The organism is Pseudolysinimonas yzui (assembly GCF_014653215.1).
GTDB lineage: Bacteria > Actinomycetota > Actinomycetes > Actinomycetales > Microbacteriaceae > Pseudolysinimonas_A > Pseudolysinimonas_A yzui.
The window spans coordinates 674,617-689,648 of the sequence record NZ_BNAI01000001.1; the positions used below are offsets into that span (position 1 = coordinate 674,617).

14 protein-coding genes, 4 tRNA genes and 1 pseudogene are annotated in these 15,032 nt (G+C 69.4%); 16 read left to right on the forward strand and 3 right to left on the reverse strand.

Annotation, left to right across the window (positions count from 1 at the left end):
* Window positions 1-5: 5 nt before the first annotated feature.
* The 7 genes and pseudogenes from IE173_RS15660 to IE173_RS03405 form a co-directional block, all read left to right on the forward strand.
* A pseudogene (locus IE173_RS15660) lies at window positions 6-1,381 on the forward strand (ammonium transporter); the annotation flags it as partial.
* A gap of 83 nt (window positions 1,382-1,464) precedes the next feature.
* Complete coding sequence (locus tag IE173_RS03380) at window positions 1,465-2,493, forward strand: ammonium transporter (protein ID WP_191281935.1); 1,029 nt, start codon at window positions 1,465-1,467, stop codon at window positions 2,491-2,493.
* Entirely contained in the window at window positions 2,490-3,209 is a 720-nt protein-coding gene (locus IE173_RS03385) for a YqjF family protein (RefSeq protein WP_191281936.1), read from the forward strand. The genes IE173_RS03380 and IE173_RS03385 overlap by 4 nt, the downstream gene beginning before the upstream one ends.
* Before the next feature lie 41 nt (window positions 3,210-3,250).
* On the forward strand, window positions 3,251-4,651 hold the full coding sequence (locus tag IE173_RS03390; RefSeq protein WP_191281937.1) for an MBL fold metallo-hydrolase RNA specificity domain-containing protein: 1,401 nt from the start codon (window positions 3,251-3,253) through the stop codon (window positions 4,649-4,651).
* Between the two features lie 9 nt (window positions 4,652-4,660).
* A complete protein-coding gene (locus IE173_RS03395; protein WP_191281938.1) occupies window positions 4,661-5,233 on the forward strand; it encodes a nuclease-related domain-containing protein in 573 nt (190 codons plus the stop codon).
* Window positions 5,234-5,349: 116 nt separating this feature from the next.
* Entirely contained in the window at window positions 5,350-5,775 is a 426-nt protein-coding gene (locus IE173_RS03400) for an Hsp20/alpha crystallin family protein (protein WP_191281939.1), read from the forward strand.
* A gap of 26 nt (window positions 5,776-5,801) precedes the next feature.
* Window positions 5,802-6,716 (forward strand): universal stress protein, encoded by a 915-nt coding sequence (locus tag IE173_RS03405; RefSeq protein WP_191281940.1) that lies wholly within the window; start codon window positions 5,802-5,804, stop codon window positions 6,714-6,716.
* Between the two features lie 8 nt (window positions 6,717-6,724).
* Here IE173_RS03405 and IE173_RS03410 read toward each other — a convergent pair.
* A tRNA-Val gene (locus IE173_RS03410) sits at window positions 6,725-6,800 on the reverse strand.
* A 120-nt stretch (window positions 6,801-6,920) separates the two neighbouring features.
* Between IE173_RS03410 and IE173_RS03415 the strand changes: the two genes are divergently transcribed.
* From IE173_RS03415 to IE173_RS03435, 5 genes are all read left to right on the forward strand, one after another.
* Window positions 6,921-6,992 (forward strand) — tRNA-Gly (locus IE173_RS03415).
* Window positions 6,993-7,040: 48 nt separating this feature from the next.
* Window positions 7,041-7,111 (forward strand) — tRNA-Cys (locus tag IE173_RS03420).
* Between the two features lie 31 nt (window positions 7,112-7,142).
* A tRNA-Val gene (locus IE173_RS03425) sits at window positions 7,143-7,214 on the forward strand.
* A 128-nt stretch (window positions 7,215-7,342) separates the two neighbouring features.
* Window positions 7,343-7,879 carry a hypothetical protein gene (locus IE173_RS03430; RefSeq protein WP_191281941.1) on the forward strand — a complete coding sequence of 179 codons (537 nt, stop codon included), beginning with the start codon at window positions 7,343-7,345 and terminating at the stop codon, window positions 7,877-7,879.
* Between the two features lie 259 nt (window positions 7,880-8,138).
* Window positions 8,139-8,576, forward strand: coding sequence for a hypothetical protein (locus IE173_RS03435; protein ID WP_191281942.1), 438 nt, complete (start codon window positions 8,139-8,141; stop codon window positions 8,574-8,576).
* Here the strand turns inward: IE173_RS03435 and IE173_RS03440 are convergent.
* On the reverse strand, window positions 8,560-10,461 hold the full coding sequence (locus IE173_RS03440; RefSeq protein WP_191281943.1) for a heavy metal translocating P-type ATPase: 1,902 nt from the start codon (window positions 10,459-10,461) through the stop codon (window positions 8,560-8,562). The genes IE173_RS03435 and IE173_RS03440 overlap by 17 nt on opposite strands.
* Before the next feature lie 123 nt (window positions 10,462-10,584).
* Here IE173_RS03440 and IE173_RS03445 point away from each other — a divergent pair, with 123 nt between their 5' ends.
* Both IE173_RS03445 and adhP read left to right on the forward strand, forming a co-directional pair.
* A complete protein-coding gene (locus IE173_RS03445) occupies window positions 10,585-11,016 on the forward strand; it encodes a hypothetical protein (protein WP_191281944.1) in 432 nt (143 codons plus the stop codon).
* A 54-nt stretch (window positions 11,017-11,070) separates the two neighbouring features.
* Window positions 11,071-12,081 carry an alcohol dehydrogenase AdhP gene (gene adhP, locus IE173_RS03450; protein WP_191281945.1) on the forward strand — a complete coding sequence of 337 codons (1,011 nt, stop codon included), beginning with the start codon at window positions 11,071-11,073 and terminating at the stop codon, window positions 12,079-12,081.
* Window positions 12,082-12,102: 21 nt separating this feature from the next.
* Here the strand turns inward: adhP and IE173_RS03455 are convergent, their stop codons facing one another.
* On the reverse strand, window positions 12,103-12,372 hold the full coding sequence (locus tag IE173_RS03455) for a hypothetical protein (protein WP_191281946.1): 270 nt from the start codon (window positions 12,370-12,372) through the stop codon (window positions 12,103-12,105).
* 103 nt (window positions 12,373-12,475) lie between these two features.
* Here IE173_RS03455 and thrS point away from each other — a divergent pair, with 103 nt between their 5' ends.
* Both thrS and IE173_RS03465 read left to right on the forward strand, forming a co-directional pair.
* Window positions 12,476-14,422 carry a threonine--tRNA ligase gene (thrS, locus tag IE173_RS03460; RefSeq protein WP_229841852.1) on the forward strand — a complete coding sequence of 649 codons (1,947 nt, stop codon included), beginning with the start codon at window positions 12,476-12,478 and terminating at the stop codon, window positions 14,420-14,422.
* 22 nt (window positions 14,423-14,444) lie between these two features.
* The gene (locus IE173_RS03465; RefSeq protein WP_229841853.1) at window positions 14,445-15,005 is read left to right on the forward strand and encodes an HIT family protein; all 561 of its coding nucleotides are present in this window, start codon (window positions 14,445-14,447) and stop codon (window positions 15,003-15,005) included.
* Window positions 15,006-15,032 lie beyond the last annotated feature (27 nt).

The following is a 15,032-nucleotide window of genomic DNA, read 5'->3' on the forward strand; positions in this document are numbered from 1 at the left end:
CCTTCATGTTGCTGACCGCCGCTCTCGTCCTGCTCATGACGCCGGGCCTCGCCTTCTTCTACGGCGGCCTCGTCAAGGCGAAGAGCGTCATCAGCATGATGATGATGTCCTTCGGAGCCATCGGCCTCATCGCCGTGCTCTGGGCGATCTACGGCTACGCGATCGCCTTCCCGACGGTCGAAGGCACCGCGAGCTTCCCGTGGCTGTTCGACTCGTCGAACCTGCTGCTGGGCGCCGCCTACGCCGACGCGGCCGCTCCCGCCGCCAACTACCCGACGCTCGCCTTCGTCGCCTTCCAGGCGACCTTCGCGATCATCACCGTCGCCCTGATCTCCGGAGCGATCGCCGACCGCGCCAAGTTCGGCACCTGGATGATCTTCGCGGGCCTGTGGGCCACGGTGGTCTACTTCCCGGTCGCGAGCTGGGTGTTCAACTTCGGTCTCGACCCTGAGACGCTGCTCTTCTCCTACGGTGGGTGGCTGACCCACGGTCTGCAGGAGTCCCCGCTCGGCACCGGCCTGATCGACTTCGCCGGTGGTACCGCGGTTCACATCAACGCCGGTGCGGCAGCGCTCGCTCTCGCCCTGGTTCTCGGCAAGCGCGTCGGATTCGCGAAGGGTGCGCACACGCCGCACCCCCCGCCGTTCGTGCTCCTTGGCGCCGGCCTCCTGTGGTTCGGCTGGTTCGGCTTCAACGCCGGATCCGAGCTCGCCGCTGACGGAACCGCCGCGATCGCCTTCGTCAACACCCTCATCGCCCCCGCCGNAACCCGCCGTTCGTGCTCCTTGGCGCCGGCCTCCTGTGGTTCGGCTGGTTCGGCTTCAACGCCGGATCCGAGCTCGCCGCTGACGGAACCGCCGCGATCGCCTTCGTCAACACCCTCATCGCCCCCGCCGCAGCCCTGCTCGCCTGGATCGTCGTCGAGAAGATCAAGGACGGCAAGGCCACCTCGGTCGGTGCCGCTTCGGGTGCCGTTGCCGGTCTGGTCGCGATCACTCCGGCCTGTGCCGCGCTGACGCCCGGCTGGGCCATCGTGCTCGGTGTGCTCGCCGGTGCGATCTGTGCTCTCGCCGTGGAGCTGAAGTTCAAGCTCGGATTCGACGACTCGCTCGACGTGGTGGGCATCCACCTCATCGGCGGCCTCGTCGGAACCCTGTTCCTGGGCTTCTTCGCCAACGGCACCGGCCTCATCAACAGCGGTTCGTTCAACCAGCTCGCCGTTCAGGCGATCGCCGCACTCGCGGTGATGATCTACTCGTTCGTGCTCGCCTTCGTCATCGGGTTCATCCTCGAGAAGACGATCGGCTTCCGCGTGAAGAACGACGACGAGATCGCCGGTGTCGACCTGGTCGTGCACGGCGAAGAGGGCTACGTCCTCGACGCCAAGTAAGACCAGATAGGTCCAGCGGACATGTCCGCGCGGGGCGCCGTTCCTTCGGGGGCGGCGCCCCGTACATTTGCGCCATGACTGCGCCCGACGAAGCCGTGCTCTTCGTCGCGATCTCTTTCGCGGCAGGGGGCCTGGCGACGCTCTCGATCTTCCAGCTCGTCCGCCCGGTGATCGGAGGGCGGATGGTGTGGCCGGCGATCGCCGCCGCCGCACTCACGACGGTGGTGACGACGTCGCTGGGGACGCTCACCGGGGCCGCCCGGCTCGACTACCTGCTGGGCATCTCGGCCTTCACGCTTCCGGTGCTGGTGCTGCTGGAGGCGGCAGCAATCGGATCGGGAGCCGACCGGGTCGCCCGCTGGGTGCTGATGCTCGCCTGGGGACTGATCGTCTTTCCGGGTGCCGCGCTCATTCCGCCACTGCTGACCGAGCAGTGCCGCTTCGACGGCTGCGGCATCATCGACTTCGGGGGAGCGCTGCCGCTGTTCGTGTCGGCGGCGGCGTACGTGTTGCTGGCCTGGTCGCCCCCGGATGCCGTCGCCGTCGCCCAAGTGCGGGGGAGTGAGGCGATCGCGGGCGTGCTCGGCTTCTGGATCGCCTTCGCGATCTGGCTGGCGAGCCTCGAAGCCGCCCTCGACCCCTATGTGGCGCGCATCCTGCTCGCCGGGGTGGTCGGTCCGGCGGCGGGAGCGCTCGGCTGGCTGCTGGTCGATCAGCTCAAGGCGACGGGCCGCACCGTCACCCGCTCTCTCGCATTCGGATTCCTCGCCGGAATCGTGGCCACCGCATCCGGTGCCGTCACGGTCTCGTTCCCCTGGTCGGCGGTCGTCGGTGCCCTCGCCGGAGTCGTCGCCGGGGTCATCCATGCGGCCAAGCCGCTCGCGGCCGCCGGCGTCGCTCCCCGGTGGGGGCTCTCGCTGCTCGGGGCGACGGCAGTCGGCTTTCTCGCCCCACCGATTTCGGGCGACACCATCGGCATCCTGTTCAGCGCCCAGGTCGGCGTACTCTGGACGCCGTTGCTGGCGTTCGTGGGGGTCGCGCTCGGCGCAGCCGTCGTGTCGGCACCGGTGTGGGTGCTGCTGCGGCGACGGCAGGCCGGATGATCGCGCCCGAGCCGATCCGGCGCACCGCTCCACCGCTCGCCGGTCGCGAGATCGCGAGTCAGCGCTGGAGCGATCTCACCTTCCTGCACTGGCGCGTCGATCCGGCCCGCGTCGCACCCCTTCTGCCGCCCGGGGTGGCGCCCGACGAGTTCGACGGCGGCACCTGGGTGGGCCTCATCCCGTTCCTGCTCGATCGGGCGACGCTCTTCGGCGGGCGGCCGGTGCCCTACGTCGGCCGCTTCGTCGAGATCAACGTGCGGCTCTACGGCGTCGGTGCGTCGGGACGGCGCGGGGTGGTGTTCCGGTCGCTGGAGGCGTCGCGTCTCGCGGCGGTGCTCGCCGCGCGTGCGGTGTTCGGTCTGCCGTACTTCTGGTCGCGTACGACGATGGATGCCGAGGGTGACGCGATCCGGTATCGGTCGCGTCGGCACGGTGGGGGCGCTTCGAGCGCGGTCGTGTCGCGACCGGGCGAGATGGTCGAGGCGGATCCTCTCGCCGACTTCCTCACCGCGCGCTGGGGGATGTTCACCGCCCGCCGGGGCCGCACCCGGTTCCTGCCGAACGAACATGAGCCGTGGCCGGTGCACTCCGCCGAGCTGCTCGAGCTGGACGACGAACTCGTCGCGGCTGCAGGGCTCCCGGGCGTGACCGACCGCGCCCCGGACTCGGTGCTCTTCTCCCCGGGCGTGACGACGCGATTCGGGCGGGACCAATGACTCTTCCGACGTGATGTCGCACGGCCGAGTGTGGTGGTCTGATGGACGCCCCACGCATCACCTTCCTCGGCGCCGCCGATACGGTCACCGGGTCGCGCTACCTGGTCGAGACCGATGAGGTGCGGATCCTCGTCGATTGCGGGCTCTTTCAGGGCTACAAGGTGCTGCGCGAACGCAATCGCGAGCCCTTCCCGGTGCGCCCGGCATCCATCGATGCGGTGGTGCTGACTCACGCGCATCTGGACCACACGGGGTACCTGCCGGCGCTCGTGCGGGACGGCTTCGATGGACGCATCTACGCGACACCCGGCACCGTGGCGCTGTGCGGGGTCTTGCTGCCCGACAGCGGACGGCTGCTCGAGGAGGAGGCCGGGTGGGCTCGCGAGAAGCGCTTCTCGCGGCACAAGAGCCCGACCCCGCTCTACACCGAGGTCGACGCCAACGTCGCGCTGCGGTCATTCCACGCGCAACCGTTCGACACCCCGTTCGAGCCGGCGGGGGGCGTGACGGCGCGATTCAGTGCGGCTGGTCACATCACCGGTGCCGCGCAGGTCACGCTGGAGGCGGGTGGTGTGTCGTTCCACTTCAGTGGTGACCTCGGGAGGCCGTCGGATCCGCTGATGCGTGCCCCCGAGCCGCCGCCCGCGGTCGACGTGCTGGTCGTCGAGTCGACGTATGGCGATCGCGCCCACCCGCAGAGCGACCCGGAGGCGGAGCTCGGTGCGGTGATCCGGCGGGTCGTCGGCCGCGGGGGAGTCGTCATCATCCCGGCCTTCGCCGTGGGGCGGGCGGAGAGCATCCTGTTCCATCTCAGCCGACTGCGGGACCGGGGAGAGATCCCCGAGGTGCCGGTATATCTCAACAGCCCGATGGCGCTCGAGGCGACCGCGATCGCGCGGACCCACCCCGAGGAGCACCGGCACTCGGCCGAGGAGGCGGAGCGGATGGCGACTCTCGCGATCCCGGTGCGAACCGTCGACGAGTCGATCGCGCTCAACCGTCGCTCGGGACCGATGATCATCGTGTCGGCGAGCGGCATGCTCTCGGGCGGGCGCGTGCTGCACCACGTCGTGCGCTTCGGGCCCGACAGCCGCAACGCGATCGTTCTGAGCGGCTACCAGGCGGGCGGAACCCGCGGCGCCGATCTCGCCGCCGGGGCGCGCGTGTTGCGGATCTTCGGCCGTGACGTTCCGATCGAGGCCGAAGTCGTCGACATCGGCACCCTCTCGGCGCACGCCGACGCCGACGAGGTGCTCGCCTGGTTGCGCCGCGCGGAACGGCCCCCGCGGCTGACATTCGTGACGCACGGGGAGCCGTCGGCGGCCGACACGCTGCGGCGCCGCATCAAGCACGAGCTCGGCTGGGATGTGCGGGTTCCCGAGCATCGCGAAGAGGTCGACGTGCTCGCCGCGATCGAGGGGTCCGTCGGTCGCTCCGGATAGCCTGCGGCCATGACGCAGGATCGCGGGTTCGCCGGCGCCTCCGCCTACCGCGAGAGCTTGCGCCGCGCAGGTTCACGCGAGCGGCGCGACTGGCACCAGGGCGCGGTCGGCGAGAGCATCGTCGGGCGGATGCTCGCCGACGCGGGTGTGCGCACCGTGCACGACCGTCGGGTGCCGGGCAGCGACGCCAACATCGACCACATCGCGGTCGCCGCGAGCGGCGTCTACGTGATCGACGCGAAGAACTACTCGGGCCGGCCGCGGGTGGAGACCTTCGGCGGCGCCGATCCGACCCCGCGCCGCCTGTTCGTCGGGCGTGACGATCACACGCACCTCGTGCACGCCGTGCGTCGGCAGGTGCGGGTCGTCGAAGGCGCGCTGAACGATCCGTCGCTTCCCGTTCGCGGCATCCTCTGTTTCGTCGGCGCCGACTGGGACGTCATCAACGGCTACCTCGTGTCGGGGGTCGGAGTCACCTCGCCCGACGGCGTCGCCGCGCTGCTCGCGACGCCGGGCCCGCTCGGCCCCGAGCGGGTGGATGCCGTGCATCGCCTCCTGGGGCAGGTGCTCGACGCGGCCTGATCGCGCCATGCCGGGGGCCCCGAGGGCGGGACCTATGACCCTTCCCCTGTGCCGTGGCGGGGACGAACGTGGAGATCGGCGCACGAGTGTGTGCCGACCTCTGAGAGGAGTTTCTGATGGCACGCAATCTGGTTCGGTTCGACCCGTTCGCCGGGTTCGACGACATCCGCAAGCAGTTCGACGAGGGGGTGTCCCGCATGCTGCGCATGCGCGCGCTGCCCGCGACCGACGTCTGGACCGAAGACGACAACAAGCTGGTCGTCGCGGCGCACCTGCCGGAGTTCTCGGAGAAGGACATCAGCGTCGACGTCGACAAGGGGGCGCTCGTCATCCAGGCGGAGCGTCACGAACGCGAGGAAGACAAGAAGCGTCAGTACGTGCTGCGGGAGAGCAGCAGCAGCTTCTATCGGAGCATCGCGTTGCCCGAGCAGGCCGACGATCAGGGCATCGCGGCGCGGTTCAAGGACGGGGTGCTCACGGTGGAGGTGCCGCTCAAGAAGCTGCCCTCTCCCAAGAAGGTGCCCATCACCACCGGAGCCTGAGTTCGCTCGGGACGACAGGAGCAACGATGAACGCGTCGAAGGAGACCTCGGCGATGCCCGTCACGAGTGAGGGTCGAATCGGCGAACGGATCGTCGTCGTCGAGGACGACGGCCCGGCGGGTCGCGCCGCCGTGCGCTGGGTCGGTGCGCGGGTCGGTCGGCATCCCGCCGAAGTCCACGTCGTCTGCCCTCTTCCGCGTGCCGACGACCAGGCGGCCGTGAGCGCGCACCAGGACGCCGTCGATCGCGGCACCCAGGTCGTGCACACGGTCGCTCCGAACGCGCACGTCTCGGCCGAGGTGCTGATCGGCGACCCCGAAGAGACCCTGGCTGAACAGGCACGCGGCGCCGACCTGCTGGTGATCGGTGCGACGGACACGCCACTTCGACGGGATGCGCTTCCGCTGCGTCTCGCATCGAGCGCCGAGTGCGTCGTCGTGGTGGTGCCGGCCGAGTGGGCGCCCTCGGGTGGCCGCACGGTCGTCGGAGCCTCGATCGATACCGCGTCCGATGCGGCGATCGACTTCGCGTCGGCGCATGCCCGACGCGGCAGTGGACACCTCCACGTCGTGCACGTCTGGGATCTGCCGGTGACCGGTGAGCTCCCGCCGCCGATGAACGGAGACACGGGTTCGATCCCCGACCTTCAGCGGCACGCGATCGAGACGTTCACCGCCGAACTCAGTGCGGGCTCGGCGGGCCTCGAGGTCACCAGCGCGGTCGACCGCGGCGAGCCCGCCGACATCCTGCGGGCCGCCGCCGAGGGAGCCGACCTGCTGGTGGTGGGTCGTCGCAGGCGCGGGTCGTTGACCCGGCTGCTGCTCGGCTCGGTCAGTCACGCGCTGGTGCAGGACCCGCCCTGCCCGGTCGCTGTCGTGCCGCAACCGAGTGACCCGATCGACGTGCACGGCGACGGCGGTGGGACGGCGGCGACGTACTGACACCGGAATGGTGGGCGATACCAGACTCGAACTGATGACCTCTTCCGTGTGAAGGAAGCGCGCTACCAACTGCGCCAATCGCCCGCGGCATCCATCCTGCCATAACGCTCGAGTGCCGCGGGCGACCTCGTAACACGCCCGCGGCTGGTTTGGCCGGGGTGAGGGCATCGGCTAGAGTCGAACCCGCACGCGCAAGCGGGCAACGCGGATGTGGCGCAGTGGTAGCGCATCACCTTGCCAAGGTGAGGGTCGCGAGTTCGAATCTCGTCATCCGCTCGAGGGAGAAGTCTCACGGTTCGTCCAGCGATGGACGGCCGCTCACGTGGTGGCGTGGCCGAGAGGCGAGGCAGCGGCCTGCAAAGCCGTCCACACGGGTTCGAATCCCGTCGCCACCTCTCTCATCCGATCCGGTAGCCAACCGGGAGCGGGCGATTGGCGCAGCGGTAGCGCGCTTCCCTGACACGGAAGAGGTCACTGGTTCGATCCCAGTATCGCCCACAAAGAAAACCCCTGGTCCTCCGGGGGTTACTTCGCATCAGCGGACCTTCGTACGACATGCGTCCAACTGTGGATGGGGCGATCAACGTGCTTTCTGCATTCGGCGTGTTGAGCGATTGGCTTGCCGAATGAGCTCGGGAGAGACGGCCAACGACGAGCTGCGGATCACAGGGCGTGTCTCGCAGGTGGAGTTTGAGGAAAGCGTCCGCGGCTATCGAGGTGCCGCCCTCGTCGTTGAAGACGCTCGGTCGCTCAGCAGCCTCGAACCGCTGCGGGGTCTGACGGAGATCGAAACCTTGATGATCGACGGGCCATTCGCGATTCTCGATCTCAGCCCCCTCGAGACTCTCAGCGCGGTTCGTCACATCCGATACGGAAACGCCGACTTGGGTAACGACAAAACGGTCGCGATCCGGGAGCTCGGCTGGGTGCGGTCGCTTCGATCGCTGGAGAAGCTTGAGCTCATTGGGGTGCGTCTCCTTGAGCCGGATCTGTCGCCCTTGCTCGAAGTGCCTCTGCTCCGCGAGCTCTCGCTGCCGTTGCGACGTGCCTACCGGCGCACGGTGTTCGCGTACGCCGACGCGAACGTGGCGTTCCGTCAACTCGCAGATAGTTACCGAGGCTTGGACGACTTCCGTGAGACGAACGGGCTTCCTGCTCAGTAGTCCCGGCTGCCCGAGAGATCGGGTGTTTCGCAATCTCGCCGGCCCTTCGATTCGCTACGAGCACTCGACATAGGTTGGTGTCGTGAAGGATCAGGAACTCGATTCACTCCGTCGGCGCGCGTACTCGCGAACCGGGACCGCGGATGACCTGCGTCGCCTCGCCGCCCGGGAGCGCGTGACGCCGCCGGCTGAGGGAGGGCAGGTGAGCGAGAAGGCTCGGTCTTCTCGGCACTGGAGACAGCTCCTGGCCGGGGGCACCGTGGGGGCGCTCTTCGGAGCGCTCATCGGCACGCTTGTCACCTTCGCGGTGTTAGCCGAGGATGGCGACCAGCCGGATGGGGCTACGGCGCTCGTGGTGTTTGATCGGGAAGCGCGCTCGGTCGATGATCCGGCGAACCTCGTGAGCCCGATCGAGGACCTACTCCGGGGCGCTGAGGGGACTCTGGTGTCTCCCGATGATCGGCTCGAACTGCGATGGGTCGGGTCGCCAGAAGACCTTGAGGTCTACGCCGTGCGCTGGCGCCAGGACGAGTTCGTCAACGTGTGCCTGCTGGTGGAGTCGGCGGATGGAGCGGCGACCGCGGAGTGCGCTTCCGAGTCCGATTTCGCGCACAACGGCCTGCGAATGACCGCCTTCGGCCTCGACCTCAAGTGGGGTCCGACCGGAACCGAGGTCTGGGTCAGCTCCTTCCGCTGACCGGCACCGTCCGCGGACGCGCCGCACGCGCACCTCGGCCGGCGCGGAGGCCGTTGAGGATCGTCGCGACGTCGATCCCTTCCTGCACGAGCGCGCCGCCGATGGCGGGGAGCACTCCGGTGGCGGCGATGAGCATGAAGACGACGCTCAGCCCGATCCCGAGCGCGATGCTCTGCCGGGCGATCCGCACGGTGCGGCGGGCGGTCGTGACGGCGGTGCCGACGCGGTCGAGGTCGTCGACGAGGATGACGACATCGGCCGACTCGCTCGCTGCGGTCGATCCCCGCGCACCCATGGCGACCCCGACATCCGCCGCGGCGAGCACGGGGGCGTCGTTGACGCCGTCGCCGACCATGAGCACCGGCCGGTCGGGCAGTCCCGCGACCACGGCGACCTTGTCGGCGGGAAGCAGGCCGGCGCGCACGTCGGTGATTCCGACCGCGCGGGCGACGTGCTGCGCCGTCGCGTCGGAGTCGCCCGTCATCATGACGATCGCGCGCACACCCGCGTCCCGCAGACGAGCGATCGTCGCCGCGGAGTCGGGGCGCACCTCGTCGCGCAGCACGATGCGTCCCATCGGTTCGTCGTCGGCGCCGACGTAGACGGCCATCTCGCCCGGGGCGAGTGCGCCGGGCTCGAAGGGCGCGGTGCCGGCGGCCACGAAAGCCGCCTTGCCGACGAACGCGTGCGCACCGTTCCAGTGGCCGCGCATGCCGTGTGACGTCTCCTCCTGCAGTTCGGTGACATGGGCCGGCCTCACCTTCCGTGCGTCCGCCGCTTCGAGGATCGCGGTCGCGAGCACGTGGTTCGAGTTCTCTTCGGCGCCTGCGGCGATCGCGAGGATGTCGTCGACCGAGGTCGCACCGAAGGACTCGACGCGATCGACTTCGGGCCGCCCGCGGGTGAGGGTGCCGGTCTTGTCCATCGCGACGGTGTGCGGGTGGGCGAGTCGTTCGAGGCTCTCGCCGCTCTTGATGACGACGCCTTCGCGGGCTGCGCGCCCCATCCCGGCGACGAACGCGACCGGGGCGGCGATGAGCAACGGACACGGCGTCGCGACCACGAGAACCTCGGCGAACCGGACCGGGTCACCGCTCACCGCCCAGGCGATCCCGGCGATCAGCAACGCGACCCCGGTGAACGGCAGCGAGAAGCGGTCGGCGAGGCGCACGAACCGACCCCGGGATGCCGCCGCACCCTCGACGAGGGCGACGATCTGCTGGTACTGGCTGTCTTGCGCGCGGGCCGTGGCGCGCATCCGTACGACACTCGAACCGTTCACCGAGCCGCTCAGCACCGCGGAGCCGGCGAGATGCGTCACCGGAAGGCTCTCGCCGGTCAACGATGACTCGTCGAACTCGGCCTCGGCATCCAGCAGCACGGCATCGACGGGCACCACGTCACCGGGCGCCACGGCGACCACATCGCCCGGGGCGAGCGCGGCCACGTCGACCTCGTGCGGCTCACCGTCGGCACCGATCCGCCGCGCGAAGCGAGGCACCCGTGACAGCAGGGCGGTCAGCTGACCGCGGGCACGATGCGATGCGTAGTCCTCCAGTGCCTCGCCGCCGGCCATCATGAGGGCGACGATCAGCGACGCCCAGTAGTCGCCGAGCACCGCCGTGCTGCTGATCGCGAGAACGGCGAGGATGTCGAGTCCCCACCGACCGGCACGGGCGTCGCGCACCATCCGCACCAGCTGCAGGAGCGCCACCGTCGCGGCGACGGCCGTCGCCGTCCACCCGGCCGCGGTGCCTTGGCCGATGAGGGTGAGGATGTCGGCGGCGAGTCCGGCAGCGAGCACGAGCACGACGAGCGGATAGCGCCGCGCCAGCTTCCCGACCCCCGCCCGTGGGACGCGGCGGGTGTCGGCGAGCACGGTCATGCGTTCGAGTATTCCCGTGGCGCACGGTCGACGCGAGAGACCTTCGTCCCGCAGCGGTTAGCCCGTAGTCGGGCCGAAAGCAAGGTGTTGCCCCGTCGTCGGCCGAGCTTGCACCGTGAAGACATGACCCGAGACGACGACCCCACCCAGCCGTTGCCCGCCGCTGCCGGTGAAGAACCCCGGGCCGACGCCGCTGCGACGGAACCGCTCATCGCGCCGCACGTTCCCATCGCCGAGCCCGCCACCGTCGAAGCGGCGACCGTCGCACCCGCCACCGTTGCCCCGCGCCGTGACGCGAGCAAGCGGGTTCTCATCGTCGGGCTCACCGCGGCCGCGGCCGCCCTGATCGCCGTCGTCGTGCTCAGCACCCTGCCGAAGGGCGAGCCCGTGCCGCTCGATTCCTCGACTCCCTCGGTATCGCCCACGCCGTCGGCACCCCCGGAAACGGATGTCGCGACCGACCCCGCACCCCCTCCGCCGCCCGCGGATCCCGTGCCCGAGCCCACGCCGACGACGGTGCCGACCCCCGAACCCACTCCGACTCCGGCTCCGTGACGCCGGGACCTTCGGCCCTGGGCCGGGGGTCGACGTCGATGAGACTCTCTCGGCATGAAAGCTGCCGTCGTCACGTCGTTCACCGCGCCGCTCGAGATCCAGGAGCGCGACATCCCCGAACCCGGCCCGGGTGAGGTGCTCATTCACCTCGAGACCTGCGGACTGTGCCACACCGACATCCACGCCGCCCACGGCGACTGGCCCGTCAAGCCCGCGCTGCCGATCGTGCCCGGCCATGAGGGCGTCGGCCTCATCGAGAAGCTCGGAGACGGCGTCACGTCGCGGGCGGTCGGCCAACGCGTCGCGATTCCGTGGCTCGGCTACGCGTGCGGTGAGTGCCGCTACTGCATCGACGGCCGCGAGACGCTCTGCGAGGCGCAGCACAACAGCGGGTACTCCGTCGACGGCGGGTTCGCCGAGTATGCGGTCGCGAGTGCGCGTTTCGTGGTGCCGGTGCCCGACGGCGTGAGCGCGCTCGACGCCGCGCCGCTCACCTGCGCGGGCGTCACCACCTACAAGGCGCTCAAGGTGGCGAACATCGTGCCGACCGAACGCGTCGCGATCTACGGCATCGGCGGCCTGGGCCACCTCGCGGTGCAGTACGCCCGCATCCTCGGCGGCTCCGTGATCGCCGTCGACGTCGAGGATCCCAAGCTGGAACTCGCGCGCGAACTCGGCGCCGACCACCTGGTGAACGCCGCGAAGGTCGACCCGATCGACGCGGTCCAGAAGATCGGGGGAGCGGATGTGGCCCTCGTGCTCGCCGCGTCGCCGAAGGTCTTCGAGCAGGCGTTCGCGTCGCTCAACCGCGGCGGCCGCCTGATCTGCGTCGCCCTGCCCGCCGAGCAGGAGATGAAGATCTCGATCTTCGAAACCGTGCTCAAGGGGCTCTCGATCATCGGGTCGATCGTCGGGACCCGTCAGGATCTCGCCGAGGTCTTCGCCCTCCACGCGGCCGGTCGCACCCGGATCATCGCGGAGGGGCGCCGTCTCGACCAGGTCAACGAGGCCGTCGACGAGGTGCTCTCCGGCAAGGTGCTCGCGCGCCTCGTCTTCGAGTACTGAGCGATTCGGCGCCCCGGCGCGCTACTTCTTCTTGACCGCGTTGACGATCAGTCCGACGACGGTCGCCACGACCGCGCCCGCGACGCCACCGCCGACGAGATTGCCGGCGATCGCACCGAGGTCGAGGCCCGCGCCGCCGGCGAGCAGAGCCTGCACGATCGCGCTGCCTCCCGCGCCACCGATGGCGCCCAGGATGCCGTTGATGACCGGCCCCAGGGTGTTCTTCTTGACCGCAGCGCCCGAACCGACGCCGCCCAGCGCGCCGCCGATGATTCCGATGATCCACTCCATGCTCGAACTCCTTCGTTCTTGCGTCGACGCGGTGATGTCGCGCCGGTCGAGGCGAGGCTAGCAGCGGCCTGTCGTCGCGTGGCGCGCCGCTATCGTTGAGCAGGTGAGTGCGAAGACCGGGTTCGACCTGTTTCCCGACCGCGCCGTGATCGCCCTCCGGGTGAACGGCGAGCTGGCCGACAAGGCGACGCTCGTTCTCGAGACGGATGCCGTGGAGCCCGTCGAGATCGACTCACCCGACGGGTTGGCGATTCTGCGGCACTCGACGGCGCACGTGCTCGCGCAGGCGGTGCAGAAGATCAACCCCGACGCGAAGCTCGGCATCGGTCCGCCCGTCACCGACGGCTTCTACTACGACTTCGATGTCGAGAGCCCGTTCACCCCCGAAGATCTCCCCGCGATCGAGAAGGAGATGGACCGCATCATCCGCTCCGGTCAGCGCTTCGTGCGCCGGGTCGTGACCGACGATGAGGCCCGCGCCGAACTCGCGGGAGAGCCGTACAAGCTCGAACTCATCGGGTTGAAGGGCGGGGGCGACGACGCAGAGTCCGTGGAGGTCGGCGGGCCTGAGCTGACGATCTACGACAACGTCGACCGCGACGGCGCCACGGTCTGGAAAGACCTCTGCCGCGGTCCGCACGTGCCCAACACCGGCGCCCTCGGTGCCCACAAGCTCACCCGCATCGCGGCCGCCTACTGGCGCGGCTCCGAGAAGAACCCGCAGCTGCAGCGGCTCTACGGCACCGCGTGGCCCGACAAGGCCGCGCTCAAGGCCTACCTCGAACGCCTCGAGGAGGCGGCGAAGCGCGACCACCGCAAGCTCGGCAAAGAGCTCGACCTGTTCTCGTTCCCCGAAGAGATCGGCTCCGGTCTCTCGGTGTGGCACCCGCGCGGCGGCGTCGTGCGCATGGAGATGGAGCAGCACGCCCGCAAACGCCACATCGCGGCCGGCTACACCTACGTCTACACGCCGCACATCACCAAGAAAGACCTCTTCGTCACCTCCAACCACCTCGTGACCTACAAGGAGGGGATGTTCCCGCCGATCGTCATGGACGAGGAGCGGGATGCCGACGGCAATGTCACGAAGCAGGGGGTCGACTACTACCTCAAGCCGATGAACTGCCCGATGCACATCCTCATCTACAAGGAGCGCGGGCGCAGTTACCGCGACCTGCCGATGCGGCTCGCCGAGAACGGCACGGTCTACCGCAACGAGCTCTCGGGAGCGCTGCACGGGCTGACCCGCGTGCGCGGCTTCACCCAAGACGACTCGCACCTCTTCGTCACGCCCGAGCAGCTCGAGGGCGAGACCGCGAAGGTGCTCGAGTTCGTCATCTCGATGCTGCGCGACTTCGGGCTCGACGACTTCGAGCTCGAACTGTCGATGCGCGACGACGAGAAGGACAAGTGGATCGGCTCGGACGAGTTCTGGGAGTACTCGACCAACGCCCTCCGCCACGTCGCGAAGGCGTCGGGCCTGAAGTACACCGAGGTGCCCGGCGAGGCCGCGTTCTACGGCCCGAAGATCGACCTCAAGACCCGCGATGCGATCGGTCGCGTCTGGCAGCTCTCGACCGTGCAGGTCGACGTCAACCTGCCGGAACGGTTCGAGCTCGAGTTCACCGACCGCGACGGCGAGAAGAAGCGGCCGATCATGATCCACCGCGCGCTGTTCGGGTCGATCGAGCGGTTCTTCGCGATCCTGCTCGAGCACTACGCGGGCGCGTTCCCGGTGTGGCTGTCGCCCGTGCAGGTCGTCGGCATCCCGGTCGCCGAGGAGTTCGCCGACTACCTCGGGGCAATCGTCGACCGGCTGAAGAGCGAAGGCGTGCGCGCCGAACTGGATGTCAGCGACGAGCGCATGCAGAAGAAGATCCGCTCGCACACGCTCATGAAGGTGCCGTTCCAGTTGATCGCGGGGGAGAAGGACCGCGACGCGGGCACCGTGAGCTTCCGGTTCCGCGACGGCACGCAAGACAACGGTGTGCCGATCGAGGATGCCGTGACGCGCATCCGCGAGGCCATCGACACCCACGCGCAGGTCTGACGTGGCCGCGCCTACGGATGCTGTGCCCACTGACTACGACGGCACCGAATACCCCGAGGCTGAGTCGTCGGCGGGGGTCGTCGGCATCCCCGACGGCTTTCAGCGGCTGTGGACCCCGCATCGGATCGCCTACATCGAGCAGGGCGGCATGTCGCCCGGGGACGACTGCGTGTTCTGCACTGCGCCGACCCTGACCGACGAGCAGGCGCTCATCGCGCATCGCGGCGAGCTGGCGTACGTCATCCTCAATCTTTTCCCCTACAACAGCGGCCACCTGCTCGTCGTGCCGTACCGCCACATCGCGACCTACGACAACGCGACGCCGGAGGAGGTCGCCGAGATCGGAGCGCTCACGCAGACGGCGATGCGGGTGCTGACCCAGACCGCGCGTGCTGATGGCTTCAACCTCGGCATGAACCAGGGGGCGATCGCGGGCGCCGGCATCGCCGCGCACCTGCACCAGCACGTGGTTCCGCGCTGGGCGACCGACTCCAACTTCTTTCCGATCGTCGCCCGCACGAAGGCGATCCCGAGGCTTCTCGGCGAGGTGCGCGACGAGATCGCCGCCGCCTGGCCTCAGTAGCCACCGCATCCCGGGTGGCCGCCACCG

What these genes read in the sequence shown, in the direction of transcription:
- adhP (WP_191281945.1), top strand. Translation starts at nt 11,071, where the DNA reads ATGAAAGCTGCCGTCGTCACGTCGTTCACCGCGCCGCTCGAGATCCAG.
- IE173_RS03445 (WP_191281944.1), top strand. Translation starts at nt 10,585, where the DNA reads ATGACCCGAGACGACGACCCCACCCAGCCGTTGCCCGCCGCTGCCGGT.
- IE173_RS03390 (WP_191281937.1), top strand. Translation starts at nt 3,251, where the DNA reads ATGGACGCCCCACGCATCACCTTCCTCGGCGCCGCCGATACGGTCACC.
- IE173_RS03455 (WP_191281946.1), bottom strand. Translation starts at nt 12,372, where the DNA reads ATGGAGTGGATCATCGGAATCATCGGCGGCGCGCTGGGCGGCGTCGGT.
- IE173_RS03395 (WP_191281938.1), top strand. Translation starts at nt 4,661, where the DNA reads ATGACGCAGGATCGCGGGTTCGCCGGCGCCTCCGCCTACCGCGAGAGC.
- IE173_RS03405 (WP_191281940.1), top strand. Translation starts at nt 5,802, where the DNA reads ATGAACGCGTCGAAGGAGACCTCGGCGATGCCCGTCACGAGTGAGGGT.
- IE173_RS03430 (WP_191281941.1), top strand. Translation starts at nt 7,343, where the DNA reads ATGAGCTCGGGAGAGACGGCCAACGACGAGCTGCGGATCACAGGGCGT.
- IE173_RS03400 (WP_191281939.1), top strand. Translation starts at nt 5,350, where the DNA reads ATGGCACGCAATCTGGTTCGGTTCGACCCGTTCGCCGGGTTCGACGAC.
- IE173_RS03440 (WP_191281943.1), bottom strand. Translation starts at nt 10,461, where the DNA reads ATGACCGTGCTCGCCGACACCCGCCGCGTCCCACGGGCGGGGGTCGGG.
- IE173_RS03385 (WP_191281936.1), top strand. Translation starts at nt 2,490, where the DNA reads ATGATCGCGCCCGAGCCGATCCGGCGCACCGCTCCACCGCTCGCCGGT.
- IE173_RS03380 (WP_191281935.1), top strand. Translation starts at nt 1,465, where the DNA reads ATGACTGCGCCCGACGAAGCCGTGCTCTTCGTCGCGATCTCTTTCGCG.